This is a genomic window from Sphaerimonospora thailandensis (genome assembly GCF_016863115.1).
Classification (GTDB): domain Bacteria; phylum Actinomycetota; class Actinomycetes; order Streptosporangiales; family Streptosporangiaceae; genus Sphaerimonospora; species Sphaerimonospora cavernae.
The window spans coordinates 1-25,975 of the sequence record NZ_BOOG01000030.1; the positions used below are offsets into that span (position 1 = coordinate 1).

At 71.4% G+C, this 25,975-nt stretch carries 25 protein-coding genes; 9 read left to right on the forward strand and 16 right to left on the reverse strand.

Annotation, left to right across the window (positions count from 1 at the left end):
- Positions 1-1,605: PucR family transcriptional regulator (locus Mth01_RS16625; RefSeq protein ID WP_204016778.1), on the reverse strand; the 1,605-nt coding region annotated here is incomplete at its 3' end.
- Positions 1,606-1,730: 125 nt separating this feature from the next.
- Between Mth01_RS16625 and Mth01_RS16630 the strand changes: the two genes are divergently transcribed.
- Positions 1,731-3,974 (forward strand): molybdopterin cofactor-binding domain-containing protein, encoded by a 2,244-nt coding sequence (locus tag Mth01_RS16630; protein WP_204016779.1) that lies wholly within the window; start codon positions 1,731-1,733, stop codon positions 3,972-3,974.
- Positions 3,975-3,976: 2 nt separating this feature from the next.
- Here the strand turns inward: Mth01_RS16630 and Mth01_RS16635 are convergent, their stop codons facing one another.
- Together Mth01_RS16635 and Mth01_RS16640 are read right to left on the reverse strand one after the other, a co-directional pair.
- Positions 3,977-5,017, reverse strand: coding sequence for an excalibur calcium-binding domain-containing protein (locus Mth01_RS16635; protein WP_204016780.1), 1,041 nt, complete (start codon positions 5,015-5,017; stop codon positions 3,977-3,979).
- Between the two features lie 109 nt (positions 5,018-5,126).
- Entirely contained in the window at positions 5,127-5,822 is a 696-nt protein-coding gene (locus Mth01_RS16640) for a DUF3105 domain-containing protein (RefSeq protein ID WP_204016781.1), read from the reverse strand.
- A gap of 146 nt (positions 5,823-5,968) precedes the next feature.
- Here Mth01_RS16640 and Mth01_RS16645 point away from each other — a divergent pair, with 146 nt between their 5' ends.
- Positions 5,969-6,643, forward strand: a complete 675-nt coding sequence (locus Mth01_RS16645) for a DUF305 domain-containing protein (protein ID WP_204016782.1) — start codon at positions 5,969-5,971, stop codon at positions 6,641-6,643.
- A gap of 18 nt (positions 6,644-6,661) precedes the next feature.
- Here the strand turns inward: Mth01_RS16645 and Mth01_RS16650 are convergent, their stop codons facing one another.
- From Mth01_RS16650 to Mth01_RS16660, 3 genes are read right to left on the reverse strand one after another with little or no spacing between them, the layout of a single operon-like run.
- Complete coding sequence (locus Mth01_RS16650) at positions 6,662-7,735, reverse strand: threonine aldolase family protein (RefSeq protein WP_204016783.1); 1,074 nt, start codon at positions 7,733-7,735, stop codon at positions 6,662-6,664.
- Positions 7,732-8,409, reverse strand: a complete 678-nt coding sequence (locus Mth01_RS16655; RefSeq protein WP_204016784.1) for an SDR family NAD(P)-dependent oxidoreductase — start codon at positions 8,407-8,409, stop codon at positions 7,732-7,734. The genes Mth01_RS16650 and Mth01_RS16655 overlap by 4 nt, the downstream gene beginning before the upstream one ends.
- A gap of 31 nt (positions 8,410-8,440) precedes the next feature.
- Positions 8,441-10,531 carry a DUF6421 family protein gene (locus tag Mth01_RS16660; protein ID WP_204016785.1) on the reverse strand — a complete coding sequence of 697 codons (2,091 nt, stop codon included), beginning with the start codon at positions 10,529-10,531 and terminating at the stop codon, positions 8,441-8,443.
- A gap of 174 nt (positions 10,532-10,705) precedes the next feature.
- Between Mth01_RS16660 and Mth01_RS16665 the strand changes: the two genes are divergently transcribed.
- The gene (locus Mth01_RS16665; protein ID WP_204016786.1) at positions 10,706-11,428 is read left to right on the forward strand and encodes a hypothetical protein; all 723 of its coding nucleotides are present in this window, start codon (positions 10,706-10,708) and stop codon (positions 11,426-11,428) included.
- Here the strand turns inward: Mth01_RS16665 and Mth01_RS16670 are convergent.
- Positions 11,368-12,030: a response regulator gene (locus Mth01_RS16670; RefSeq protein ID WP_204016787.1), complete on the reverse strand. Its 663-nt coding sequence runs from the start codon at positions 12,028-12,030 to the stop codon at positions 11,368-11,370. The genes Mth01_RS16665 and Mth01_RS16670 overlap by 61 nt on opposite strands.
- Positions 12,027-12,164 (reverse strand): hypothetical protein, encoded by a 138-nt coding sequence (locus Mth01_RS16675; protein WP_204016788.1) that lies wholly within the window; start codon positions 12,162-12,164, stop codon positions 12,027-12,029. Before Mth01_RS16675 ends, Mth01_RS16670 begins: the two co-directional genes overlap by 4 nt.
- Positions 12,165-12,357: 193 nt before the next feature.
- On the opposite strand from Mth01_RS16675, the gene Mth01_RS16680 reads away from it, so the two are divergent.
- Together Mth01_RS16680 and Mth01_RS16685 are read left to right on the forward strand one after the other, a co-directional pair.
- Complete coding sequence (locus Mth01_RS16680; protein ID WP_204016789.1) at positions 12,358-13,950, forward strand: zinc ribbon domain-containing protein; 1,593 nt, start codon at positions 12,358-12,360, stop codon at positions 13,948-13,950.
- Between the two features lies 1 nt (position 13,951).
- A complete protein-coding gene (locus Mth01_RS16685) occupies positions 13,952-15,748 on the forward strand; it encodes a serine/threonine-protein kinase (RefSeq protein WP_239089735.1) in 1,797 nt (598 codons plus the stop codon).
- Between the two features lie 19 nt (positions 15,749-15,767).
- Here Mth01_RS16685 and Mth01_RS16690 read toward each other — a convergent pair whose 3' ends face one another.
- The 7 genes from Mth01_RS16690 to Mth01_RS16720 all read right to left on the reverse strand — a co-directional run bounded on the left by Mth01_RS16690 (position 15,768) and on the right by Mth01_RS16720 (position 20,995).
- Positions 15,768-16,430: an adenosylcobinamide amidohydrolase gene (locus tag Mth01_RS16690; protein WP_204016853.1), complete on the reverse strand. Its 663-nt coding sequence runs from the start codon at positions 16,428-16,430 to the stop codon at positions 15,768-15,770.
- Positions 16,431-16,486: 56 nt separating this feature from the next.
- Positions 16,487-17,290: an ABC transporter ATP-binding protein gene (locus Mth01_RS16695; RefSeq protein ID WP_204016790.1), complete on the reverse strand. Its 804-nt coding sequence runs from the start codon at positions 17,288-17,290 to the stop codon at positions 16,487-16,489.
- Entirely contained in the window at positions 17,287-18,342 is a 1,056-nt protein-coding gene (locus tag Mth01_RS16700) for a FecCD family ABC transporter permease (RefSeq protein WP_204016791.1), read from the reverse strand. Before Mth01_RS16700 ends, Mth01_RS16695 begins: the two co-directional genes overlap by 4 nt.
- A 7-nt stretch (positions 18,343-18,349) precedes the next feature.
- Complete coding sequence (locus tag Mth01_RS16705) at positions 18,350-19,315, reverse strand: ABC transporter substrate-binding protein (RefSeq protein WP_204016792.1); 966 nt, start codon at positions 19,313-19,315, stop codon at positions 18,350-18,352.
- Positions 19,316-19,566: 251 nt separating this feature from the next.
- Positions 19,567-19,896 (reverse strand): hypothetical protein, encoded by a 330-nt coding sequence (locus Mth01_RS16710; protein WP_204016793.1) that lies wholly within the window; start codon positions 19,894-19,896, stop codon positions 19,567-19,569.
- Positions 19,897-19,939: 43 nt separating this feature from the next.
- On the reverse strand, positions 19,940-20,173 hold the full coding sequence (locus tag Mth01_RS16715; RefSeq protein WP_204016794.1) for a DUF397 domain-containing protein: 234 nt from the start codon (positions 20,171-20,173) through the stop codon (positions 19,940-19,942).
- Positions 20,174-20,995, reverse strand: a complete 822-nt coding sequence (locus Mth01_RS16720; RefSeq protein ID WP_204016854.1) for a helix-turn-helix domain-containing protein — start codon at positions 20,993-20,995, stop codon at positions 20,174-20,176.
- A 199-nt stretch (positions 20,996-21,194) separates the two neighbouring features.
- Between Mth01_RS16720 and Mth01_RS16725 the strand changes: the two genes are divergently transcribed.
- The 4 genes from Mth01_RS16725 to Mth01_RS16740 all read left to right on the forward strand — a co-directional run bounded on the left by Mth01_RS16725 (position 21,195) and on the right by Mth01_RS16740 (position 25,508).
- Positions 21,195-21,734: an ATP-binding protein gene (locus Mth01_RS16725; RefSeq protein WP_239089737.1), complete on the forward strand. Its 540-nt coding sequence runs from the start codon at positions 21,195-21,197 to the stop codon at positions 21,732-21,734.
- A 99-nt stretch (positions 21,735-21,833) separates the two neighbouring features.
- Complete coding sequence (locus Mth01_RS16730; protein WP_204016795.1) at positions 21,834-24,266, forward strand: helicase-associated domain-containing protein; 2,433 nt, start codon at positions 21,834-21,836, stop codon at positions 24,264-24,266.
- Positions 24,267-24,558: 292 nt separating this feature from the next.
- On the forward strand, positions 24,559-25,170 hold the full coding sequence (locus Mth01_RS16735; RefSeq protein WP_204016796.1) for an RlpA-like double-psi beta-barrel domain-containing protein: 612 nt from the start codon (positions 24,559-24,561) through the stop codon (positions 25,168-25,170).
- Positions 25,171-25,214: 44 nt separating this feature from the next.
- Positions 25,215-25,508 (forward strand): GroES family chaperonin, encoded by a 294-nt coding sequence (locus tag Mth01_RS16740; protein WP_204016856.1) that lies wholly within the window; start codon positions 25,215-25,217, stop codon positions 25,506-25,508.
- 25 nt (positions 25,509-25,533) lie between these two features.
- Here Mth01_RS16740 and Mth01_RS16745 read toward each other — a convergent pair whose 3' ends face one another.
- Entirely contained in the window at positions 25,534-25,950 is a 417-nt protein-coding gene (locus tag Mth01_RS16745) for a TIGR02611 family protein (protein ID WP_204016797.1), read from the reverse strand.
- Positions 25,951-25,975: the final 25 nt, after the last annotated feature.

A 25,975-nucleotide genomic window follows, 5' to 3' on the forward strand; every position in this document is an offset into this window, starting at 1 on the left:
GCGGCTGGCGCTCAGGGCCAGGAAGAGGTCGATCCGGTCGGCCATCGATGACAGGTCCTTGCCGGTGAGCTCCTCGATCCGGCGTACCCGATAGCGGACCGTGTTGACGTGCACGTGCAGCCGCTCGGCGCAGCCGTTCCAGGATCCCGCGCACTCCAGGAACACCTCGAGCGTCCGCACCATCTCGGCGCCGTGACGCCTGTCGTAGTCGACCAGCGGGCCCAGCAGCCGTTCGGCGAACGAGCGGCGGATGTCGCCCGGCACGGTCGCCAGCAGCAGCGCATGTGTGTAGATCTCGTCGCTGGTGGCCACTCCCCCGCCGCGTGCCTCGGCCATCCGCCTGGCATGCCCGGCCTCCTCCAACCCGCCGCGGATCGCCTGGGCTCCGGTCAGCGCACTGCTCACTCCGACGGCCGCCGCGATGTCGGGCAGCTGCGCTGCCAGCAGTTCCGTACGCTCCCGCAGCCGCGCCGCCAACTGACCCGCCGTGCCTTCTCCTAACGGGACCAGCGCGACGGCCTCCCCGAACGACTCCCCAGACGACTCACCGGACGACGCACCGGACTCGGTGCGAACCGCCGCGACCACCCGCCGGTCCAGGATTTCCTCCACCACCCGGCCCCCGAGCAGGGCCGGATCCGGGCCACCGGCCGTCACGGCCTGCCGCACGGTCCCCTGCCGCACGGTCCCCTGCCGCACGGTCCCCTGCCGGGCCGCCGCCGTGGCCGTCACCACAGCGTACGGCTCGGCCACATCGATGCCGCAGGTCCGCAGCCGGGCGGACAGCTCGGCCGGCTCGCCTCCGGCCCACGCGAGCGCGACGAGCTCCTCGGCCAGCCGCCGCTCGACCCGGCGGCCCTCCTCGACGCGGGTGCGGGCCATCGCCACGCACGACGCCAGCTCGAAGCCGATCTCGGCGTCGACCTCGCCGCGGCACACCAGCGCCCACCCCGCGGCCCGGTGCGACCGGTCCACCGCGAACAGCGTGAACGCCTCGCCGTCCCGCACGACCGCCGGCAGGCGGACCGCGCCCAGATAGGCGCGGGCCAGCCGTACGGCCAGGTCCTCGGGGAGGTCGCCCGCGATCATCGAGCCGACCGCCGAGACCACGGCCGCGGTGACGCCCAGCTCGCTCTCGATCAGCGAGAACAGCTCCTCCAGTCCCACCCCCTCGGCCACGGCGGCGACGATCCGCCGGCGGCGGCCGAGCTCGCCGCGCAGGTCTCCGGCCCGGATCCCGGCCAGCCGCCGGCCCACCAGGTCGGTGATCGCGCCGAACGACACCTCGATCGGCACCTCCAGCAGCGGCAGGCCCCGGTCGCGGCAGGCGGCCACGAGGTCGTCGGGGATCATGCCGAGCCAGGCGTCGCCGGCGCCGAGGGCGGCCACTCCGGCATCGGCCAGGGCGGCCACGAACCGCTTGGAGTCCGCGGTCTGCCGCCGCCACATGAGACCGGTCAGTACGAGCTCGCCGCCTACCAGGTAGCGCGTCGGGTCGGGCAGGTCGGTGACGAGGACGTCGCTGATCTCACGGTCCAGCGAATCGTCCCCCGTGAGGAGGCCGAGGCGGAGCTCCGCGACGGCGAGCAGATCCCTCAGCAGCACACGGCACAGCGTATTCGGCGAAACCGAATATTTGGAGAAAGCTACAAGCGTCGATGCCGCCCGTCGCCACGATTCCATGGCGTACGTCGATAGGCCCGGCCGATTCGCGTTGGTGTACTGCGGACATGACCATTGAGACCGGGCGCCGCTCGGGCGTCGGCGAGAGCGTTCTGCGGCCGGACGGGACGCTCAAGGTGACCGGCGAGTTCGCCTACGCCTCGGATCTGTGGCTGGACGGCATGCTGTGGGGGGCGACGCTGCGCAGCCCGCACCCGTCGGCGTGGATCCGATCGGTCGACATCGGTCCCGCCCTGGCCATGCCCGGTGTGTTCGCCGCGCTGACCCACCGGAACGTGCCCGGCGAGAAATCTTACGGTCTGGAGCACCGGGATCAGCCGGTCCTCGCCGTCGACGAGGTCCGCTACCAGGGAGAGCCGGTGGCGCTGGTGGCCGCCGACCACCCCGAAACCGCCCGGCGGGCCGCCGCCGCGATCGTGGTCGAGTACGAGCCGCGCGAGGCGGTGGTCGATCCGATGCGCGCCGCCTTCGACCCGGACTGCCCCGCCGTACACCCGAACGGCAATCTCGTACGGCACCAGCCGGTCAGGGTGGGAGACGTCGGCGCGGCCGCCACCGGGGCCGAGGTCGTCGTCACCGGCGAATACGAGGTGGGCATGCAGGACCAGGCCTTCCTCGGCCCCGAGTCGGGCCTCGCCGTACCAGCCGAGGACGGCGGAGTGGACCTGTACATCGCCACCCAGTGGCTGCACGTCGACCGGGACCAGATCGCGCCGTGTCTCGGCCTGCCGCCCGGCAAGGTGCGGCTGTCGCTCGCCGGGGTCGGCGGTGCGTTCGGCGCCCGCGAGGACCTGTCGATGCAGATCCACGCCTCGATGCTCGCGCTGCGCACCGGCAGGCCGGTCAAGATGGTGTACGGCCGCGAGGAGTCGTTCCTCGGGCACGTCCACCGCCACCCGGCGCGGATGCGCTACGAGCACGGCGCGACGCTCGACGGCCGGCTGGTCTACGTCAAGGCCGAGATCGTGCTGGACGGCGGCGCGTACCGCTCGTCCACGCCCGCCGTCGTCGGCAACGCCGCCTCTCTCGGCGTCGGGCCGTACGAGGTGGCCGACATCGAGATCGACGCCTACGGCGTCTACACGAACAACCCGCCGTGCGGGGCGATGCGCGGGTTCGGTGCGGTCCAGGCGTGCTACGCCTATGAGTCGCAGATGGACCGGCTGGCGGAGGCATGCGGGCTGTCGCCCGTCGAGATCCGGACGCGTAACGCGGTCTCGCAGGGCTCCAGGATCGCCACCGGCCAGCTGATCGACACACCGGCGCCGCTCGCCGAGATGCTCGCCGAGATCGCGGCCATGCCGCTTCCCGAGCCGGTCGCCGTCCAAGCGGACCTGCGGCTGCTGCCGGGCGGCGTCTCGCAGACGACACACGGCGAGGGGGTGCGCCGGGGCGTCGGCTACGCCGTCGGCCTCAAGAACATCTGCTTCTCCGAGGGCTTCGACGACTACTCGACGGCCCAGGTCAGGCTCGAGTCACTGGCCGGCGAGCCGCACGTGCTCGTACATACGGCCGCCGCCGAGGTCGGCCAGGGCCTGGTCACGGTCCAGGCCCAGATCGCCCGCACCGAACTGGGCGTCGACCGGGTGACCGTCGCCCCGGCCGACACCACCGTCGGGTCGGCCGGCTCCTCCTCGGCGTCCCGGCAGTCGTACGTCACCGGCGGCGCGGTCAAGACCGCCTGCGAGGCCGTACGGCAGCGCCTGGACGCGATGCGGGCCGAGCACCCCGGGCTGTCACTCGACGAGCTGCTCGAGCGGTTCGGTCCGATCGAGGAGACGCGGGAGTACCGACATCGGCCGACGGTGCCCATGGACCCGGTCACCGGCCAGGGCGACACGCACACCCAGCTCGCGCTGTGCGTCCACCGGGCCGTCGTCGACGTGGACGTCGAGCTCGGCCTGGTCAAGGTCGTCGAGCTGGCCGCCGTCCAGGACGTCGGCAAGATCCTCAACCCCCTGGCCCTGGAGGGGCAGATCCACGGTGGCTCCGCCCAGGGGCTCGGCCTGGCGCTGATGGAGGAGATCCAGGTGCGCGACGGGCGGGTGCTGAACCCCTCGTTCACCGACTACCTGATCCCCACCATTCTCGACATGCCGCCCATGCGGCTGTCGATCCTGGAGAACCCCGATCCGCATGCGCCGTACGGGCTGCGCGGCGCCGGGGAGCCGCCCACGCTGTCGTCGACCCCGGCGGTGGCGGCGGCGGTGCGGGCCGCGACGGGCCTGCCGCTCACCCGCGTCCCGATCCGCCCCGAGGACATCGCGCTCACGCCCGCCTCGATCTCCTGATCTCAGGTGATGTCGCGGGGATCACAGGCGACGCCGTTGCCGTCCACGTCCTTGTACCAGTAGTACTCGGGGTGCACACCCTTCGTGTACGGCCCATAGCCGCTGGCGGTGGCTTCCCGGCAGCTCGCGAACCTGGGGTGCGTCTGCCCGCCTGTGCTCGCCACCTGGGTGCCCACCGGTTGGGTGGTTCCACCGGCCGTCGGCAGTTGGCCGTCGGACTCTATGGGAGCCTGGGTGAACGCCGGCCGGGTCGACTGATCGGCGGGCTGGATCGCGGGATCGGTCTGCGGCTGGGTGAACGCGGGCTGGGTGGGCTGATCGGGCTGGGGCTGCTGGGGGGCGGCGGAACCGGTCAGCAGGGTGAGCAGCGCGTCGGCCTGCTCCTTGGTGAAACCGGCGATGGCCAGGCTGTCCTGGTCGATCTCCTGAGCGACCCGGGGGGCCGCGACCACCTTCTCGCCCGCGACGACCGCGAGTTGCTGCTTGACGGTCTCCCGGGTGAGGTCGGCGATCTGGTCCAGGTTGGCCGGGGACAGGACGAGCCGCAGGGAGTAGCTGCCGTCGTTCTCCGGCACCTCCTCGATCTTCTGCACGGTGGTCACCGTCACGCCGGGATCGAGCTGGTAGCACATGGTGCCCTGGGCGTCGGGGACCCCGTCGGTCCCGGTGCAGGGCGCGGCCCTGACCCCGACCACGGGGGCGAAATGCACGGGCGTCGCCAGTTGACGCAGCGACACCTGCGACAGGGGCGCCGCGTCCGGGTTACGGGTCATCACGACCGCCACCGCGCCCAGAGCACCGGTCATCACGACGACCAGGCCGAGCGCGACGATGAGGGCGAGTGTCGTCCCCCGGGCGGCCTGCGGCTCCTGCGGCCCCTGTGCCTGCGTGGGCGCCGCCGGCTCCTGAACGCCGTCATCGGGCCGCTCTCCGTCTGTCTCCGGGGCCCCGCCCGCCTCCGCGCCCACGTGCGCTTCCGGGGCTAGGCCTGGCCCGGGCTCCTCCTGGCGCTCGTTTCGCATCCCGTCCTCGATCCCTGCCATCGTCCGCAGAGCCTACCGAGGTACACCAAGGGTGCGTAATCAGTAAGCAAAACGACATCCACCCCAACCCCACCCCCGCACCCCCCGGGGGGATGGGGTTGGCTGATCGTCAGGAGGCGGTGGGCGACGGGTTCGACGACGCCTGGGGGGCGGCCGACTCGTGCGGGTCCGCGGTCGGCTGCGGCGGCAGCGGCTGGTCTTCGGTGGTGTCCACGGCGCCGCTGCAGGACGCGCCGAACTCGGGGGTGTAGTTCGGGTTCTGCTTGTACTTCTTGATGTACACGGGCAGACGCGGATCGTCGGCGCCGTCGAGCTTCAACTGGTGGTTCCACGAGCTGGCCACGACCTTGGCGGGCAGACCGGGGTACGGGCTGAGCAGCATGTAGTCGGCGGAGGCCAGCGTCTTCAGCTTGTCCACCTCCGCCTTCGGCAGGTCGGGCTGATAGGTGACCCACACCGCGCCGTGCTCCATCGCATGGACCGCGTGCTCGCTGTGGATCGGCTTGTCATAGATGCCGCAGTTCTGCCAGTACGGGTTGTGCTCGCCACCCACCGGCGGCGTCTGCTTGTAGGAGACCTTCTTCGAGGTGTGGGCACCACCCTTGTAGTCGTAACTCGCGACCGCGTCGAGCGACTTGCCCGACCTGTCATTGATCACATAGAAGGCGACCAGACCGACCAGCACGACGATGACGAGGCCGCCGACGCCCCACATCAGGAGGGCCGCGCGCCGCTCCTTGCGCTTCTGCTGGGCGCGCATGCGGGCGAGGTGCTCACGTCTCGCCTGCGTCTTCTCCTTCGACATCCATCCTCCAGCCAGCGATCACGGATTATCCCCCTATGAGGTATGGAGAATAGTGGGTATAGGGATAAACCCCGCGCAAGCGTGAGACCCATGTGACCAGACGGCTCCGGGCCTCACCGGCGAGCGCGTGGAGTAGCCTGTCGGCGATGACCACCGATACGGGCCTGCCGCCCGACACCGTCTCACGGCCCAGGAGGACCACGCCGATCCTCGGGGTGATCGCCGTCGTCGTCGCGGTGGCCGCGGTGCTGCTGTTCCTCACCAGGTCGCAGGCCCCGGGCGACGCCTCCCCTGAGGCGGGCTTCGCCCGGGACATGGGCGTACATCACGCCCAGGCGGTGGAGATGTCGTTCATCGTGCGGGACAAGAGCACGGACGACCAGCTCAGGACGCTCGCCTACGACATCATCACCACGCAGAGCACCCAGCGTGGGATTTTCATGGGCTGGCTCCAGCAGTGGGGCCTCGACCAGGCGTCCCTCCTGCCGCCGATGACGTGGATGGCCGGGCACGGCGGCCACGGCGGAGCCGGCGCCGCCACGACCGGGTCCATGCCGGGGATGGCCTCCGACGAGGAGATGAAACGGCTGAGGTCGGCGGCGCCGGGCAAGGACGCGGAGGTTCTGTTCCTCCAGCTCATGATCCGCCATCACGAGGGCGGGGTGGACATGGCCGAGGGCCTGCTGAAGCTATCCGGCCGGGCCGAGGTGCGCGCCCTGGCCCAGCACATCGTCAACGGACAGCTGGCGGAGATCAGGCAGATGCGGGAACTGCTCACCAACCGGGGCGCCCAGCCCCTGCCCTCCATCCTCGGAAAGTGATCGGAACCCAGGTGGTCATCAGGCGGTGAGCTCCTCGGCCAGGGCGGCGGCGAAGGCGTCGACGTCGGCCTCGGTGGTGTCGAAGGCGCACATCCACCGCACCTCCACCATCCCGCCGCCGATCTGCTCGTCCCAGTTGTAGAACCGGAACCGCTTGCGCAGCCGGTCGGCGACGTCGGCGGGCAGGATCGCGAAGACCCCGTTGGCCTCCACCGGGCGCGGCAGCGTCACCCCCGGCATATCCCGTACGGCGTCGGCGAGCCGTCTGGCCATCGCGTTGGCCTGGCGGGCGCTGCGCAGCCACAGGTCCCCTTGGAGCAGCGCCTCGAACTGCACGGAGACGAACCGCATCTTCGAGGCGAGCTGCATGTACGTCTTGCGCAGGTACGGCAGGCCGCGCGCGGCCGCGGGATTGAGCACGACGACGACCTCGCCCAGCAGCAGCCCGATCTTGGTGCCGCCGAACGACAGCACGTCCACCCCGACGTCGGTGGTGAGCGCCCGGAGCGGGAGGTCCAGGGCGGCGGCCGCGTTCGTGATCCGCGAGCCGTCGAGGTGGACGAGCAGCCCCAGCTCGTGGGCGTGATCGCAGACGGCCTTGATCTCGGCGGGCGGGTAGAGCGTGCCGAGCTCGGTCGCGTTGGAGATCGACACCACGCGCGGCTGCGCCCGGTGCACGTCGCCGAAGCCCCACGCCTGGCGGTCGACCAGCTCGGGCGTGAGCTTCCCGTCCGGGGTGGACACCGGGAGCAGCTTCAGGCCGCCGGTCACCTCGGGGGCGCCGCCCTCGTCGGTGTTGATGTGGGCGCTCTGCGGGCAGATCACCGCCTCCCATGGGGCGCACATCGAGCGCAGCGAGACGACGTTGGCGGCGGTGCCGTTGAACACCGGGAACACCTCGGCCTGCTCGCCGAAGTGCCGGCCGAAGAGGTCCCGCAGCGCATCGGTGTAGACGTCGTCGCCGTAGGGGACCTGATGGCCGCCGTTGGCGAGGGCGATCGCCTCCAGCACCTCCGGGTGCACGCCGGCGTAGTTGTCGCTGGCGAACGTCCTGGCCGCCGGGTCGTGCCGCCGAACGGCATCCGTTGTCACGAGAAATCTCCGTCCTTCGGCATCGGCGCGAGGTCGATCCTGCGGCCGTTGAGGGCGGCGGCGTCCTCGTCCCACAGGCCGGCGACGGCCGCCGCGAGATCCCGCACGTCGGTGAAGTTCTTGAACTGCTTGTCGGGAGCGGCGGCCCGCATCGCGTCGTGCACCAGCGCGGTCACCACCAGGATCACGGCGGCGGAGGCCGTACCACGCAGCGCGTCGGCGAGCGACAGGGTCCAGGCCTCGGCCGCCGCCTTGGCCGTCGCGTAGACGGCGTTGCTCTGCGTCGGCCGCTGCGCCGCCCGGGCCGAGACGATGACGAACCGGCCGTCGTCGCCGGCTTTCAGCAGCGGCTCGAACGCGAGCGACACGTTCTGCAGAGTCCGGATCAGCAGGTCGTGCAGCACGTCCCAGTCCGCGAGCGAGGTCTCGGCGAAGGTCTTCGAGCCGCGCCAGCCGCCGACGAGGTGGACGACGCCGTCCACCCGCCCGTGCTCGGCTCTGATCCGCTCGGCCAGCTCGGCCACGGCCGCCGCATCCAGCAGGTCCACGTTCAGGCACCCCTCGACGCCGGACCGGTCGACCGCGATCACGGTGTCGCCGCGTTCGGCCAGCCGCCGCACCACGGCCTGTCCGGTCGGGCCGCCTGCTCCCGCGACCAAAATCACCCTGCTCATCACGCTCATCCCTTCCGGCCGGCCCGGTTGCTCACGCCCGGATGCCTCTCGTGGACTCCACCACCTCCGTGAGCTTACGGCGCAGCGCCTCGTAGAACATGCTCAGTGGGAACTCATCGGGCAGCACGGCGTCCACCATGGCCTTCTGCTCGGCCGGCAGCGCGCGCCCCCCCTGCCGCCACACCGACGTGGGGTGCGGCTCGACGTACGTCGCGACGAGCTGGTGGGCGGCGAGCCAGTGCGCCGCCTTGGGCCGGTCGATGCCGTCGCGGTAGAGCTTGTCCACCTCGCCGCGCAGGTCGGCGACGCCGTCGGCCACGCGGGCCCAGTCGATGGTGAGCCGGTTGTCGGTCCAGCGGACGATGTCGCTCCGGTGCAGGTAGGCGAACAGGAGCTGGCCGCCGAGGCCGTCGTAGTTGCGGACCCGCTCACCGGTGATCGGGAAGCGGAACAGCCGGTCGAAGAGGATCGCGTACTGCACGTAGCGCGCGTGCGGCACGCCCGCCGCCTCCAGCTTCACCGCCTCGCCGAACGCGGTCAGGTCGCAGCGCAGCTCCTCCAGCGCGTACAGCCAGTACGGCATCCGCTGCTTGATCATGAACGGGTCGAACGGCAGGTCGCCGTGGCTGTGGGTCCGGTCGTGTACGAGGTCCCACAGGACGAAGGTGTCCTGGGCGAGGTCCTGCGAGGCGAGCAGACGGGCGGCGTCCGGCGGCAGCGCCAGCTTGAGCGTCCTGGCGGCGGCGGCGCTGACCGCGCGGAACCTCGCGGCCTCCCGATCACAGAAGATGGCACCCCAGGTGAAGCTCGACGGGGCCTGCCGTACCGCGACGGTCTCCGGGAACAGCACGGCGGAGTTCGTGTCGTAGCCCGAGGTGAAGCCCTCGAACACGATCGGCACGAACATCGGGTTGTCGTAGCCGCCGCGTTCCAACTCGGCCAGCCAGTCGGGCCAGACCACCCGGATCCAGACAGCCTCGACATTGCGGTCGCTGTTGCCGTTCTGGGTGTACATCGGGAAGACGACCAGGTGCTCCAGCCCGTCGACCCGCTGGGTGTCGGGGTGGAAGGCATTCAGCGAGTCGAGAAAGTCCGGCACGCCCAGCCCGTCCGACACCCACATGCGGAAGTCGGCCACCACCGCGTCGAGGTAGTCGCGGTCGTGAGGGAAGGCCGGGGCGAGCGTGGTCACGTGGTCGCAGATCCGGGAGATCAGCCCGGCCGCGCGGTCCCGGTCGCCGCTGATGGAGCCGTCCTTCGCCTGCAGCGGGCGCAACTCCTCTACGGCGGCCTTCAGCCGGGCGAACTCCGCCGCCACCTCTGCCCGCGGCGCCGTACGGGAGCGCCCGTCCTCGGGCATCCGAGCGGCCCAGGTGACGAGGTTGGCCCACAGCTGGACGTGGTCGTGGTCGCCGATCGAGTCGTCGCCGAACAGGTCGGAGTCGGCCAGCACCACGACGCGGCCGCGGCCGTGCCGTACGGCTGCCGCCAGCGGGCGGCCGGCGGGGTCGGCGGTGGGTGAGGTCCGGAACAGGACGGTGGCGCCCTCGGGGAGGGCGGCGAGCGTTCCCGAGCGGTAGAAGCAGGCCCGGCCCGCCCGCGCCAGCAGGTCCTGCCCGTCCACGCCCGCGTCTGCTCCGTCCGATGGCGGCGTGCCGAGGACCCAGGTGGCGACCCTGTTGTGGCAGTTCGCGGGGTCCTGGACGGTCGCGTGCTCGACGGCGACGCCGAACCGGCCGAGCAGGTCGGCGAGGTTGCTGCCGTACTTGTCCTGCTCGCACTCGGCGAGCACGACCAGCCCGCCGCCGGCGGCGACGTATGCCTCGACGGCGTCGATCTCATCGACGGTGAAGACCGGGCTCCCGGCGCCCGTGGTGCGCTCCCAGCGCTCCCCGGAGGGATGCGCGATCACGAAGACGTCGCACGTGTCGAGCAGGCCGGGTGTGACGGGGCCCTCGATGTGGGGACGGACGGTGTGGCCGAGCCGTCGCAGGACCTCGGCGGCCTTCACGTAGCCGCTGTCGTCGGGATGCGCCGGATTGATGACCTCGGCGATCTCACGCCGGATCGTCCATGCCTCGCTGTGCGCCTCGTCGAACAGGACCGCCGGGAAGGCCTTCATAAAACATCTCCCGTTTAGTGAGCCATCTTCCAAAAAATATACACAAAGACCGGGCTTCAGCGATAAGTCAGTCGTACGGATGACGTCGGATCACTCTGACGGCGGATGTGCCGCATCCGGGCCGTCACCTATGGTCCCCGGCCGTACAAGAGACGACCCGAAAGGGAAAGATCGATGTTCAAGCCGTCCGACTCGGTGGCCTTCCGGCGCTCGGTCATCGCAGCGACGCTCATCGCCTCGCCGGTCCTCCAGCTCGTCGCGAACCTGGTGGATCCGGGGACGTGGGGCGATGACCGCGAGGTGGTCAGTTATGGCGACAATCCGGCGCTGGCGCAACTCCAGTCCGCCCTCTACCACTGGAGCTGGTTGCTCCTGCCGCTGGCCGTGATCGGCCTGACGCACCTGACCCGCCGCCGCGGCGCCGTGCTGGGCCACATCGGAGGCGCGTTCGCCGTGCTGGGTTTCCTCAACCTCTCGGCACTGCTGATGGGCGACCCGGTGCAGTGGTGGTTCGGCCGGCACTACCCGCCGGACCAGGCGGAGAAGCTGTTCGACGAGGTGTTCGACCTGCCCGGGGTAATATTCGGGTTCCAGCTCCCGTGGGTGTTCCTCGGACCGATCGGCCTGTTCCTGTTCCTGATCGCCCTGACCCGCGCCGGATTCGTCCGCTGGTGGGTCCCCGTGACGGGACTGCTGGTCTGGATCCTCCCGAACGTCATGGACTATGGCCCGCTCAGCCTGCTCTGGAGCGGCGGCAACCTCCTGGTGCTCGGCTACCTCGGGCTGCGGGTGCTGCGGATGAGCGACGCCGAGTGGGCCGCGCACTATCCGAAGGGCTACCCGTCCGCCGATCCGGGGGCGACCACGCCCGACTCGTACGCGAACACGACCGCCTGAGCCCGGTCACGCAGGTTCAGCTTCATGAGCACGCGGGCGACATGGGTCTTCACCGTGGCCTCGCCGACGAAGAGCGCCTTGGCGATCTCGGCGTTGGTGAGACCACGGGCGAGCATCCGCAGGACCTCGAGCTCACGCGGGGTGAGCTCCGACAGCTGTGGCGGGCGCACCGGCTCGCGCCGCCCGGCGAAAGAGGCGATCACCCGGGTCGTGACGGCCGGGTCGAGCAGCCCGTCGCCGGCCGCGACGACCCGGATGGCCGCCACGAGCTGCTCGGGGGGCGACACCTTCAGCAGGAAGCCGCTGGTGCCGGCGCGCAGCGCGGCGTACAGGTTCTCGTCGGTGTCGAACGTGGTGAGCATGATGATTTTGGGAGGGTGCGGCGTGTCGAGCAGCCGCCTGGCCGCGCTGAGCCCGTCCATCCGGGGCATCGAGATGTCCATGAGCACGATGTCCGGCCGGAGCCGCTGCGCCACCGCCACCGCCTCGACGCCGTCGCCCGCCTCGCCGACGACCTCCATGCCGGGCTCGCTCTCGACCACCATGCGCAGGCCCGCCCGGACCATCACCTGGTCGTCGGCCAGGACGACGCGGATCGTCACTTCGTGACCTCACTCATCGTCGCCCCCTGGGAGATCGGCGGCGCGGTCGCCACGGTGAACGCCTCCAGTGTGCCCAGAGCCATGATGGCGAAGCCGATCAGCAGGTCGGTCCGGGGAAGGCGGGAAGGCAGCATGAACCGAACATTAATCGCTTTCCGGGCGAGCGCGCATGGACGGCGGCATGGCGCAATCCGACTGCAAGCGTGCGGCAAGCGCCATGGAGATCAATGGGCTGTATCAACATAGTGTCGGCACGGCTCCAGACCTTGTCCGGCACCGCCGCCGTTGAGACCCTTGGTCTGTTCCCACCAGGCATAGGAGGCCGGGATGCCCCGCCTGTACAAACTTCTCGCGGTGCCGGTGGCCCATAGCGCGATCGCGGCGCCCCTGCTCGCGGCACCCCTGGTGGCGCCCCTGCCGATGCATCCCCACCCGAGCGGATCCACCGACCGCGTGACGCCCGGAGCCGTGCGGGTGGAGTCGTCCTCGCACGTGTCGGTCACGCTGCTCGACGACCGGAGCATCATCAAGCAGATCGTCAGAGAGTACGACACCGAACTGGCCAAGGGCAGCGGCTTCACCGTCACCCCCGACGGCGTCGTCGTCACCGCCACCCAGGTGGTGCGGACCGACCGCGATCCCAGGGTCTACGCCGCCAATCGGGTGTTCGCCGAGTATTTCAAGGTGAAGATCCCGGCGGACTTCCAACGGCACACGCTCGACGACCCCGACCTCAACCGCAGGCTCCAGGCCTGTTATCCGCCGCAGAAGACCGACTCGACCTGCATCGCCCAGGTCACCACGAACGTGGCGGTCTTCCCGTACCTTGATCCCCCCGCGCCCGGCGGCCTGCCCGCGCAGATCCTGACGACGGGCGCGGCCCCGACCGCTCCCGCGGTGCTCAAGGTCACCAAGGGCGGCGAGAAGGCGACCCTGCCCACCGTGCCGCTCGGGACCGCCCTCGGCGGCGCCGTCGAGTCGACCGACGTGATGACGCTCACCGGCAGACCATCGGCGAAGCTGCCGCCCAAGCTGGACACGGCGCATCTGGATCCCCCGGGCAGCCGGACCTTCAAGGAGAAGGAGAAGGACAAGGTCGCCACCCTGCTGAAGAACGGGGCCGCGGGCGCCGCGCTCATCGACGACGGCAAGAGCGAGGTGATCGGGCTGCTCGCCGGCGGCGGCGACGTCCCGACGACGGTCACCCCGGTCGAGGAGATCCGCACCGCGCTGGTGACGGCCGGTGTGACCCCGCGCCGCGGGCCGGTCGACAACGTCTATGAGACCGCCCTCGCCTCCTACCACAACAAGCAGTTCGCCAACGCGATCCCGGTGCTGCAGCAGGTGCTGAACCTGCGCTCCGACCACGCCGTCGCGATCGACCACCTGAAGGAGGCCAGAGCGAAGGCGGGCACCGGCGAGGACAAGGGCGGCGCCGCGGCCAAGCCCACCGCCGTGCCGGCCGAGGAGACGTCCGCCACGTCCCCGCTGATTCCGTTGGCCGGCGGCCTGGCGGTCCTGGCGGTGCTCGCCGGTGTGGCCGTGCCGCTGGTGCGGCGCAGGCGAGCGGCCGCGGCACAGGCCTCCGAAACGCCGCCGCAGACGGCGGAGTCATGGCCCACGCACGCGGTCACGCAGGTCATCGGCCAGCCCGGCCCGGCCGGGAACGTCGCGAGCGCCGACCCCTCACCGCCGGGTGGGACCTCCCAGCCCTCGGTTCCGTCCCAGCCCTCTGTCCCCTCCGCGCCCTCTGTCCCCTCCCAGCCCTCTGTCCCCTCCGTGGCTTCTGTCCCCTCCAGACCTCCGGTCATCTCCGGGCCTTCCGGGCAACCGCAGATGAGCTTCTGCACCCAGTGCGGCATGCGGCTGGGCCAGGGGCACCGTTTCTGCGGCTTCTGCGGCAACCCAGTGGATTCATGACATGACGGACACTCCCCCGATGCCGCCGCTGACCGGCCGTCAGCTCGGCGACTACCTGATCGAGGCGGTCGTCGGGCGAGGCGGCATGGCCACCGTCTACCGCGCGCGGGACCAGCGGCTGGGCCGGGCGGTGGCCCTGAAGATCCTCGCGCCGCAGTTGTCGCACGACGGGCGCTTCCGTGAGCGGTTCGTACGGGAGTCACGGCTGGTGGCGAGCCTCGACCACCCCAACATCATCCCGGTCTACGAGGCGGGCGAGCGCGACGACCTGCTGTTCATCGCCATGCGCTACGTCGAAGGCAGCGACCTGCGCAAGCTCGCCCAGGCGAGCGGTCCGCTGCCGGTGGCCCGGGCCAACACGCTGTTCACCCAGATCGCCGCCGCGCTGGACGCCGCGCACGCCGGCGGGCTGGTGCACCGCGACGTGAAGCCCGCCAACATCCTGGTGACCCAGGCCGACCACGTCTACCTGACCGACTTCGGGCTGACCAAGAGCTCGTCGGCCGAGGCGGGGCTGACCAGCCACGGGCATTTCATGGGGACTCCCCGTTACGTCGCCCCGGAGCAGATCCGCGGGCTCGCGGTGGACGGCCGCAGCGACCTCTACGCGTTCGCCTGCGTGGTCTACGAGGCGCTCGCCGGGCAGCCGCCGTTCCAGCGCGACACCGAGTTGGCGCTGCTGTACGCCCACGTCTCCCATGACCCGCCACCGCTCACGCCGTACCGTCCCGACCTGCCGCACACGGTCAACCCGGTGCTGGCGCGGGCCCTGGCGAAAGACCCGGCCGAGCGGTATCCGACCTGCCGGGAGTTCGTCTCCGCACTCCGCGACGCCATCAGCGGCGGCGAACAGCAGGCGGCCGGCGCAGCGGGCGCAGCGGGCGCAGCGGGCGCGCAACCCTCCCCGCAGTGGCGATCGCCGCAGCCGCCGGAGCCGTACCAGGCCCAGCCGCCCGTACAGTCGCATCCGCTCACGCACTCCCCGTCTCACCCGCAGTCCTACTCGCCAACCCTGCCGTCTCCGGCCGGCTCCGTGCAGTCGTACCCGCCGGTGGCGCCGGGGCCGGCATCCCACCCCTCTCACCCGACCCATCTCCCATATCCCTCCCATCCGTCCCATGCGTCGCAGCCGCCGGTCTCCCCGGGACGGCGGGCGGCGGCCGGTGGCGGCCGGCGTAGGCTCCCGCTCGGACCGCTGATCGGCGGCCTGGCCGTGCTGCTGTCGGTCGCGGTGGCGGCCGCCCTGATCCTCACCAAGGGCGGCGACACCGCCGCCACCTGGAACACCTATCCGGGGAGCACGGCCGCGCCGTTCACCATGGCCTACCCGTCGACCTGGGGACAGGCCAGGACCAACGCCGACCAGTGGATGATCGCCTCACCGGCCGTCGACGAGTTCGACGCGCTGTTCGCCGTGCCCGGCAACACCGACTGGTCGAAGGTCGACCCGGTGATCACGAACCAGCCGGACCGCGCGGTCGGCGTCTTCGCTCAGGTGAGCAACACGCTCAGCACCTCCGACTCCCCGATGGAGCTCCAGCAGAGCCTGGAGTCGTCGCTCCCGGGAACGGTCGGCTACACCGGTGCTCCGATGCCGACGACCGTGGGCGGCCAACCGGGCTTCAGGCTGGACGGAGTGCTCGGCGACCCGGCGCAGAGCGGCCGCCGCCTCGACTTCACCGCCTATCTCGTACGGCAGGGCCAGGACGAGAGGGCGGTGCTGATCACCTTCTTCTGCGCGCGCTGCGACCCGCAGCTCATCGATCACATGGTCAACACGGTCGCCTTCACCAACTGACGGGCCCCGGCCGTCGCTGTCAGTGCGGCACGACCGGCGACCTGGCGGCGGCACGGCGGCGCCAGTCGTGCGCGCCGTCGGCGACCGCGTGATGTACGGCGCGGGCGATCCGCGCTCCCCACTCCGAGCGGGGGCCGCCGAACAGCTCCTGCGGGCCCTCCTCCCGCACGGCCACGCACACGGCGTCCGAGGCGGTGCCGGTGCAGGGGAATCCCACCTCGATCAGTGCCTGGGTCTTGGCCTCCGTGACCGTCATGACCGCGTTGACCAGAGCCGCGTCGCACAGCGCCACCGGGACGGCGACGATGATGTTGATCGTTCCCGGCCGTACGGCGATCGCGTCCGATGCGGCATACGTCGCGGCATCCGTCGCGGCATCCGACGACGCGGCGGCCCAGGTGGGGGTGCCCAGGCCGACGGTGGCCAGGGCCTCCACTCCCCCGTCGGCGGCCCACGTGCGGTGCTCGACCATCGCGGCGGTCAGCATCCCGACGCCGGAGCCTTCCGGCCCCATCTCGATCAGATGCTCCACCGGGTCCATCCGCGCGTAGTCCTTGCCGACCTGGGCGTTCAGCACCCACTCCCGGGGCCCGATCCCGCCGCCGAGCATCGCCGAGGAGATCATGCGCCAGCCGGGCCCGAACCGCCACAGGATCGTGCCCATCCGCATGCCGTCCTCCATGCGGAAGGTCAGCGACAGCGATCCCTGAGCCGGCCCCGAGGCCCGGGCCGGGGCGGTCACCGTTCCTCCGGCCGGGTCAGGTGCACCAGCGGCCGGCCGTCCGCGCCGGGCTCGACCCGGACGTGCGCCCCGAAGTGCCGGGCGAGCAGCGGCTCGGTCAGCACCTGTTTGGGCGGCCCGGAGGCGACGGCACGGCCGGGGGCGAGCAGGACCAGCGTGTCGGCGTACTGCCCGGCCAGGTTCAGGTCGTGCAGCGTCGTCACGACGGTCAGCCTGTCGGCCAGACGCAGCCGGTCGACGAGCTCGAGCACCTGCTGCTGGTGGCCGAGGTCGAGAGCGGTGGTCGGCTCGTCGAGCAGCAGCACCGGGGCCTGCTGGGTCAGCGCGCGGGCCAGCACGACCCGCTGCCGTTCGCCGCCCGACAGGTGGCCGAGCCGCCGGGACGCGAAACCGGTCAGGTCGAGCCGCTCCAGCACCGACTCCGTCACCTCGCGGTCGCGGGCGCTCTCCCGGCCCAGATAGGGGATGTACGGCGTACGGCCCAGCAGCGCGTAGTCGTACACGCTCATGTCCGGGGGGAGGAGCGGGTTCTGCGGCGCGTAGGCGATCAGGCGGGCCCGGGGGCGGGGGCGCAGGCGACGCGCGCGGACGCCGTCCACGAGCACCTCTCCCGTGCAGGCGATCAGTCCCGCCATGGCTCTGAGCAGGGTCGACTTGCCGGCGCCGTTCGGCCCGATGATGGTCAGCCACTCGCCGCAGCCGACCGACAGCCCGACGTCGGCGAGCACCTCCCGCTCGCCGAGCATCACGCCGAGGCCGCGCACCTCGATCCCGCCCGACCCCTCGATCCCGCCGCTCATGTGTTCACGGCCCTGCTCATGCGGAGGACCATGACGAAGAACGGCGCGCCGACGAACGCGGTGACCACGCCGATGGGCAGCTCGGCCGGGGCGAGGACGCTGCGCGCGATGAGATCGGCGAGCACCAGGAACGCCGCGCCCCCGACGAACGACACCGGCAGCACGATCCGGTACGACCACCCGGCGAGCCGGCGCACCACGTGCGGCACGACGATCCCGACGAACGCGATGAGCCCGCCGACCGCCACGGCCGACGCGGTGGCGAGCGAGGCGGCGAGCAGCACGATCATGCGGGCGCGCGCCGCGTGCAGACCGAGGCTCACCGCCTCCTCCTCGCCCACCGACAGCACGTCGAGCAGCCGCCCGTGCAGCAGCAGCACGACCGTCGAGACCAGGGCATATGGCGCGATCATCCATACGTCCTCCCAGCCGCCGCCGACGTCGCCGAGGATCCACGCGTAGATCCGCTGCAGCTCCTCCACCTTGAGCTGCTGCACGAACGTCTGGATCGCGGTGAGGAACGAGGTGACCGCGACCCCGGCCAGGACGAGTGTGGCGGCGCCCCCTCCGGCGCCCCCTCCGACACCTCCGCCGCCGCGGCCGGCCGAGCGGCCCAGGGCGTACGCCAGCAGCACCCCGCCGATCGCGCCGCTGAAAGCGGCCACCGGCACGGCGATCACCCCCACCCGGCCGCCGAGGAACACCACGACCAGCGTCACGGTGAGCCCGGCCCCCGCGGCGGCGCCCAGCAGGTACGGATCGGCCAGGGGGTTGCGGAACACCCCCTGATATCCGGCGCCGGCGATCGCGAGCAGTCCGCCGACCATGGCGGCGATCAGCACCCGCGGGACCCGGAGCTGGAAGAGGATCCCCTGCTCGGCGGGGGTGAGCCCCGGGTCGACGGAGACGAACGGGAGCCGGTCGAGCAGCGCCAGCGCGATGCCGCGCGGCGAGATCCCGGCGGCCCCCGTCAGCAGGCCGAGGGCCAGGCAGACGGCGAGCACGGCCGCCGCGACGAGCAGGGCGAGGCCCCGCGACCGAAGGAGCGTCACGGTCTCGTCACTCGGTCGCCGAGCCGTCACCGGCCTTCTGCACGGCCTCGCTCACGGCCTGGGCGAGGTCGACCACCCGGGGGCCCCAGCGGGAGGCGATGTCGTCGTCGAGTTCGACGACGCGGCCGTTCTTGATCGCGGACAGACCGGACCAGCCGGGCCGCTCGGCGAGGGTCGCCGCGCTCTGGCCGCAGCACTTGGTGTCGCCGAGGAAGATGACGTCGGGGTCGGCCTTGGCGATGAACTCGGCCGACAGCTTGGGGTAGCCGCCGGCGGCGTCGGGGGCCTCGTCGGCGATGTTCTTCAGCCCGAACATGCCGTAGATCTGGCCGAGGAACGTCGTGGACGTGACCGAGTAGGGCGTGGTGTCCAGCTCGTGGTAGTAGGTCAGCCCCTTGCCCTTGGGCGCGGCGGCGATCAGTTCGTCCATCCGCCTGCTCATCCCCTGCACGACCTCCGCGGCCTTGTCGGGGTTGCCGGTGGCCGCGCCGAGGTCGGCGATCTGATCGTAGGCGTCCTCCAGCCGGTTCGCGGCCGGCTCCAGGAGCACCGGCACGCCGACCTTGCCCAGCCCGGCAACGACGCCGTTCAGGTCGTTGGCGAGCACGACCAGGTCGGGCTTGGCGGCCACGATCGCCTCGACGTTCGGCTTGAAGCCGGACAGCGACGTCTTGGGCGCCTCCGGCGGGTGGTTCGACTGGTCGTCGACCGCGGTGACCTGGCCGCCGGCGCCGATGGCGTACAGGATCTCGGTGGCGGTCGGGGAGAGCGAGACGATGCGCTCGGGCCGCTTGGCGATGGTCACCGTGCCGTTGCCGGCCTCGACGGTGACGGGGAAGGCGCCGGCGGCGGCCGATGCGGCGGGGGCGGTGGCTGCGGACGAGGGGGCGGCCGTGTCGCTCGTCTGACCGCAACCGGTCAGACCGACGACACCCAGCAGCACGCCCGCGACGGCCGCGCGTACAGGCCTCACGAGAGAGTCCTCCAGGGGAGAGCCGGGAATCGAGAGACCCGTGAAAACGACGGATCACCCTTTTCCTCGAGGGTTGACGACGTCGGCGGGCCGTACAGGCGACCTGGCTCGTCCCCGGGGGCGGGGATCCACAGTTGCGGGACAGCGCCGGACTCTCACCGGACTTCGCTGCACGGCACGCGTCGGACGTACCGTATCAAGCCGCCGGATCAAGCACCGTCCCAGCCCGTTTCCCGGCTCCTGGCTGCGGCTCAGCGGAGCTGTCGCTCCGCCTCCTCGATGACCTCCTGCAGGCGCAGGCCGTGGCGGGCGTCCAGCGGGTGCCCGCCGCCGCGGCGCACCGTGTCGGCGAACTGCCTGGCGACCTCGGGGAAGACGCCGTCGCCCAGGTCGGAGCCGAGCAGCAGGGCGCTGCCCGCCCGCCCGCTGCCGGCCAGCTCGACCGCGGCCTGCGGCCTGCGGGCCCACACGCCGGCGAGCCTCGTGTACGGCCCGGCCGCGAGCATCGGGGCGTGGACCGTGCCGGCCCACGGACCGGCTCCGACCAGTCCCACCGGCACCGGTTCCACCGCGTCCTCCATCGGGCCCCCATCGGGGCCTCCATCGCGGTCACGCGGGTGGCGATCAGACGAGTAAGCCGTCGAACTCGCCGTCCTTGACGCCGAGCACGAGCGCGCGGATCTCATCCCTGGTGTAGATCAGCGCCGGGCCCTCGGGATATCGCGAGTTCCGCACGGCGACGCCGCCGCCCGGGAGCTCGGCGAGCTCAACGCAGTTACCGGTCGAGTTGCTGTGGGCGCTCTTCCGCCACGTGACCCCGGTGAGGTCGTTTGCGGGCATCCCGTTATATGTCTGCATTCACATCTCTCTGAGAAGTTCGCCGAGGATCTCGGCGGTGGCCCCGGGCGTGGTGCTCTCCACGCACAGCTGCTCCATGGCCGTCAGGTAGGGATCGACGTCCTCACGCTTGTCCAGATAGAGGGCGCCCCAGAGCTGCTCGACGTAGACCACGTCGGAAAGGTCGGGCTCCGGGAAACGGAGGATCGTGAAAGCGCCACCCTCGGCCGCGTGCATCCCGAAGCGGAAGGGCATCACCTGAAGAGTGATGTTGGGCAGCGTGGCCACCTCGAGCAGGTGCTGGATCTGCTCGCGCATGGTCGCCCTCCCTCCGATCGGTCGCTTCAGCGCGGCCTCGTCGATGACGGCCCACAACCTGGGCCCGTCCCTGTGCGTCAGCCGCTCCTGGCGCTGCATGCGTAGATGCACACGTTGTTCGATTACGGCATCCGGAGCGTCCGGATACCCGAGCTGGATCACCGAGCGGGCGTACGCCGCCGTCTGCAGCAGGCCGGGCACGAACTGCACCTCGTAGGTGCGGATAACGCCGGCGGCCTCCTCCAGTCCGACGTAGGTGACGAACCAGTTCGGCAGGACCTCGCCGTACTTGTGCCACCACCCGGGCGTGTTCGCCTCGCGGACCATCTCCAGCAGGCCACGCCGTTCGTCGTCGTCGACGACGCCGTACAGCGTGAGCAGGTCTTCGACGTCACGCGTCTTGAAACCGACCCGGCCGAGCTCCATTCGGCTGATCTTGGACTCTGAGGCGCGGATGTGGAATCCCGCCTCATCGCGGGCGAGTCCCCGCTCCTCACGCAGCCGCCGAAGGCTGGCGCCGAGCATGATGCGCCGAACGGTGGAAGCCGATCCGGGCGGATCTATCGACACGTGTTTTTCCTCCGCTTAGTGGGCTTGTTCACAGTCTGTCAAAGATCGCCCCCTTCGTCCCAGCGGTGTTTGGGGGTAACCGTAGCGCTTGCACACCACGCTTGCACGTGCATTCGCCCTTGCAGTTGCACGAAGTGTCCAGCATCATGATCCCGTGCAGTCCACGAACCCCACTCGTGGCCAGATTCAGTGGTCGGCGCGCGACTGGTGCCCGCCGATCGGCTGGTGGCCGGAGAACGCGCGCGACCTGCTGGAACCCATGCCTGGCCGCACCGGCACACGCATCGGCGGCAGCGCCACCTTCGTCCTGCCGCCCCTGGCGGAGTCGGTGCACTCGGCCCGCAGCTTCGCCGCGGGGACCCTGTCCGGGTGGCACCTGACCGAGCTCCTCGACGCGATGGAGCTGGTGGTCTCGGAGCTCACCACCAACGCGCTGCGGCACGGCCTGACGCTCCTCGGACCGGGAGACCGCCGGGACCGGGAGGTCATCCGGCTGTCCCTGATCCGGCACGGCCACCTGGTCACCTGCGCGATCACCGATCCCGGCGCGGCCGTACCGGTCATGCGCGACCCGGCGCCGTTCGAGCCGGGCGGCCTCGGACTCCACATCGTCGAGTCGCTGAGCGTGCGCTGGGGCTGGTCCGCCCTGGCCCCGCGGGGCAAGGCCGTCTGGGCCGTGCTGTCCGCCAGCTGACTCTCCGACGGGCAATCTGCCGCGAACTCCACCCACGGCGGGCCCGGATGTGCTGAGATCGGACCGTAACGCCCGAGCGGCATTTCCCCGGAGTCCGGTATGGACGATCAGCTGGTCGGCTGGCTGTCGGCTCTCGACGAAGACAGACTCGCCCGCGTCCTGGCCAACCGCCAGGACGCCATCGCCGCGCCCTGGCCCCGCCGCCTGGACGCCCTGGCCGTCCGCCTGACCGACGACTTCGCCGTCATGGAGGTCATGCGCGGCCTTCCCCTGCCACCCCTCGAACTGCTGCAGGCGTGCCTGGTGGTCGGCGATCGCCCGGGCGAGGACGACCTCGCCCGTTTCCTCGGCGTGCGCACCTCCGAGGTGATCCCGTGGCTCGACCACCTTTACGATCACGCCGTCGCCTGGCCCGGTCCGGACGGCCGGATCAACCTCACCCCGGCGGTGGCCCGCTGGTGGACCACGCCGTGCGGCGTCGGCGAGCCACTCGGGGCCTACCTCGACTCCTGGCGGCTCAGCCCGGACGGACTGCGCCGCATCTGCCGCAACCTCCGGCTGCCGGTGCAGGGGAGCAAACGCCAGATGGCGGCCAGGGTCACCGCGCTGCTGAGCGACAGCGAGCGCCTCGGCGCGCTGCTCCGCCAGGCGCCGTACGGCTCGATGGAGCTGCTGGACGGCTTCGCCTGGGACGGTCCGATCCGCACCGTGTCCGGCGACCGGTTCATCACGCCGGGAACTCCGGAGAAGTGGGCGCTCGACCACGGACTGCTGTTCCGCGGACGGTGGGATCTCGCTGAGATGCCGCGGGAGGTGTCGCTGGCGCTGCGGGGTCCCGACTACCACGGCCCGTTCACGCCGTACCCACCCGATCTCGCCACGGTCGAGACCGCTCCCGACGAGGTCGAGCACGCGATGAGCCTGGCCGCGCCGCACCTGCTCGACCGGGCCACCGCGGTGCTGGAGAACGTCGGCAAGACCCCGCTGCCGCTGCTGAAGAACGGCGGCGTCGGGGTGCGAGAGATCAAACGGCTGGCCAGGGAGACCGGCTGCTCGGAGGACGAGACCCGGCTGCTCCTGGAGGTCTCGGCGGTCGCCCGGCTGATCGCATTGGAGGAGCATGCCGCGCACGGCGGCGGCCCGCTCCCCGTCGGTGCGGCCCCCACGGGCACGGCGCCCGGCTGCCTGGTCGCGACCGACCGGTTCGACGCCTGGCGCCTGGAGGACGCCCCCGCCCGGTTACGCGTCCTGGTGGCCGCGTGGTGGCGCATGGAGCGGTCGTCGCTGCGCCGTGTGGAGGACCGCCACCCGACCGTTCTGGGCGACGACCCCTCCGGTGAGACGATCGCGCGGATCCGGCGGGCGGTGTTCGGCGTGCTCGCGGGGATTCCCGAGGGCCGGAGCTTCGCCACTCTGCGCGAGCTCGTACAGTCCGTCCACTGGCGGGCGCCGATGCTCGACCGGGAACTACTGGCCGACTGCGCCCCCGCGGTCCTCGACGAGGCCCGGCTCCTCGGCCTCGCCGCCGGACGGGCGCTCACCGGCCTCGGCCGGGCGCTGGCCGCGCTGGCCTCCGTCGCCGGAGACGAGGGCCGCGCGGGCGTGCCCGAGGTCGAGCACGACCCGGCCCTGGTCGAGCGCTCCGTCACCGCGCTCGCCGCCGCCCGCCGCACCGCGCTGTTCGGCGCCGACCTGACCGCCGTCGTGACCGGGCCGCCGTCGGTCGAGCTCGCCGCCCTCCTCGACCGCGCCGCCGACCGCGAGTCCCGCGGGGCCGCCTCGGTCTGGCGGTTCAGCCCGGCGAGCGTACGACGGGCCCTGGACGCCGGGGAGACCGCCGACGACCTGCTCACCGCACTCGCCGAGGTCGGCGCCCTCCCGCAGCCGCTGGCGTACCTGATCCGGGACGTCGGCCGCCGGCACGGCGAGGTGACGGTCTCCTCGGTCGGCTGCATCATCCAGGGCTCCGATCCCGCCCTGCTGGCCGAGATCGTCGCGCACCGGAGGCTGGCCGGGCTCGGGCTGCGGCTCCTGGCTCCGACCGTGCTGGCCGGCTCCGCCTCGGCCGGGACGACGCTCGCCGCGCTGCGCAAGGCCGGGTACGCCCCGGTGTCGGCGGGCGACGAGCCCGGTGAGGGCGGGCGGCTCGTTCTGCTGCCGGGCGGGCGGGTCGCCGAGCTGGAGCGACCTGCCGTTTCCGGCGTTCCGGACGTACTGCTGGCCGAGCCGTCCCCCGACCCGCGCGAGCACGCCAGGCGTCTGCTCGCCGACGCGGGCGCCACCGGCCCTGGGCGGCAGACCTGGGCCGTCATCGGACGGATGGCCACCAGGCTGCCGGCGGCCCAGCAGTCGCTCCTGGGCTGTGTGGTGGACCGTGACGTCCGTGCCCTCATCACACTGTCCGACGGCGTCACCGCGACCATCAGCCACGGCGAGCTGCGCAGCGGCGTCCTCGACGCCTGGTGCGAGGAGGCCGGCGACTACCTGGAGTTCCCCCTCCACGAGATCGCCTCCGTCGCCACCGCCCTCTGACGCCTTCTGCCGCCCCCCGCCGCGGGCGAACCCTCATTCGTGTGAGCAACTGCAAGATCACGCCCATGTTGTGGGTCAAGGAAGATCTACCGGCGGTTTGCGGTCACTTGTCCCTTTTGCCGTTTCTTTCCCTATACTCATGCGAAACATCCGTTATTTCCGAATCAACTGCCCCGAAAAGCAACGCTGTCGCCATAGACGCGTAAAGGGAACCCTTCCCCTTCCTCTCCCAGGCCCCCGGGTGTGCCGCGGCATGCCCTCCCCCATGGGTCTGACGGGGCGAAAGGAACACATGCGCAAGCAAATCCGTCAAGCGATCACCCTGACCGTCACCGGTGTCCTGCTGGCCACCGGCACCGCCGCCACCGCCCATGCGGCGGCCGGCACGCCCGTCCGGCGCCCCGCCCCCGACCAGATCCTCCCCTCCTCCACTCCGAGCCTCGCGCGGCCGCCCGCGCAGCCCTCAGCGGCGCAATCCCCGTCGCCCTCCGCCTCGGCCACCCCGGAGACCTCCCCCACCCCGGCTGCCTCTCCGACGCCCGAGCCTGAGCTTCCCTCCGGTACGGCCACAGCGACGTCTTTCTGGGACGGCGCGACCGCGTCGGGCAAGCCGATGCGGTACCGGACCATCGCCAGCCCCTACTGGCCCCTCGGCACCAAGGTGAAGATCACCTACCGGGGCAAGAGCGTCATCGGCTTCGTCGAGGACTTCGGCCCGGCCGAGTGGGCCGTCGCACAGCACGACATCCCGGCCATCGTCGACCTGTCGGAGAAGATGATGGCCGACCTCACCGGCGTCCGTTCCAACACCGTCCACGTCCGGTTCGAGGTGCTCAAGTGGGGCACCGGACGGGTCTACCGCCGCTCGGGCACCGGTTACGACCTGGCAATGGGCCGCTCCTGAGCGCGTAGACTGCCAGCGTGGCCGACCCGAAATTCGAGATCCAGATGCTCCACGACCGCGTCATGATCAGGGTCGAGCGGGATACCGAGGAACGCCGCAGCAGCGGGGGCATCGTCATCCCGGCGACCGTCAAGATGGCCAACCGGCTGGTCTGGGGCGAAGTCTGCGGAGCCGGCGTCAACGCGCGATCCGTGAAGACCGGGGACAAGGTCCTGTTCAACCCCGAGGACCAGTACGAGGTGGAGGTGCAGGGCCAGCTCTATCTGGTGCTGCGCGAACGCGACCTGCACGCGGTGGCCACCCAGCAGACCGAACACGGCACCGGTCTCTACCTCTGACCTCGCCGGCCCCGGCTTCACGGCTTCACGGCACGAAGGCGCGGGCCATCTGGACGAGATCGATCCCCATGGTCAGTTTGAGCGTCACCCACACGATGGCGGCGGCGCAGGCGAGGGTCAGCAGGCTCGCGACGACGCGGACGAACCAGTTCTGCCGTCTGAGCCAGTCGGTGGCGGCCAGGACCGCGCGTTTGGCGAGCTCCAGCAGCCTGGAGGCCCACGGGAACTCGGTGGCCAGCACCGCCAGGCCGGCGAACACCACGAGCCAGCCGGGCCCGGGGAACGGCACCATGATCAGACCACCCACGATCATGACGCAGCCGATCACCCCGATCACGACCCGCAGGGCGAGGTGACCTCCTCGCCGCGCCCGCACGCGGTCACGCCATCCGGGTGGCGCGGACTCCCCGGCCCCCGCCTGGCCGTCCTCGGCCACCACCATTCAAATCACCACCATTCAGCGCCCA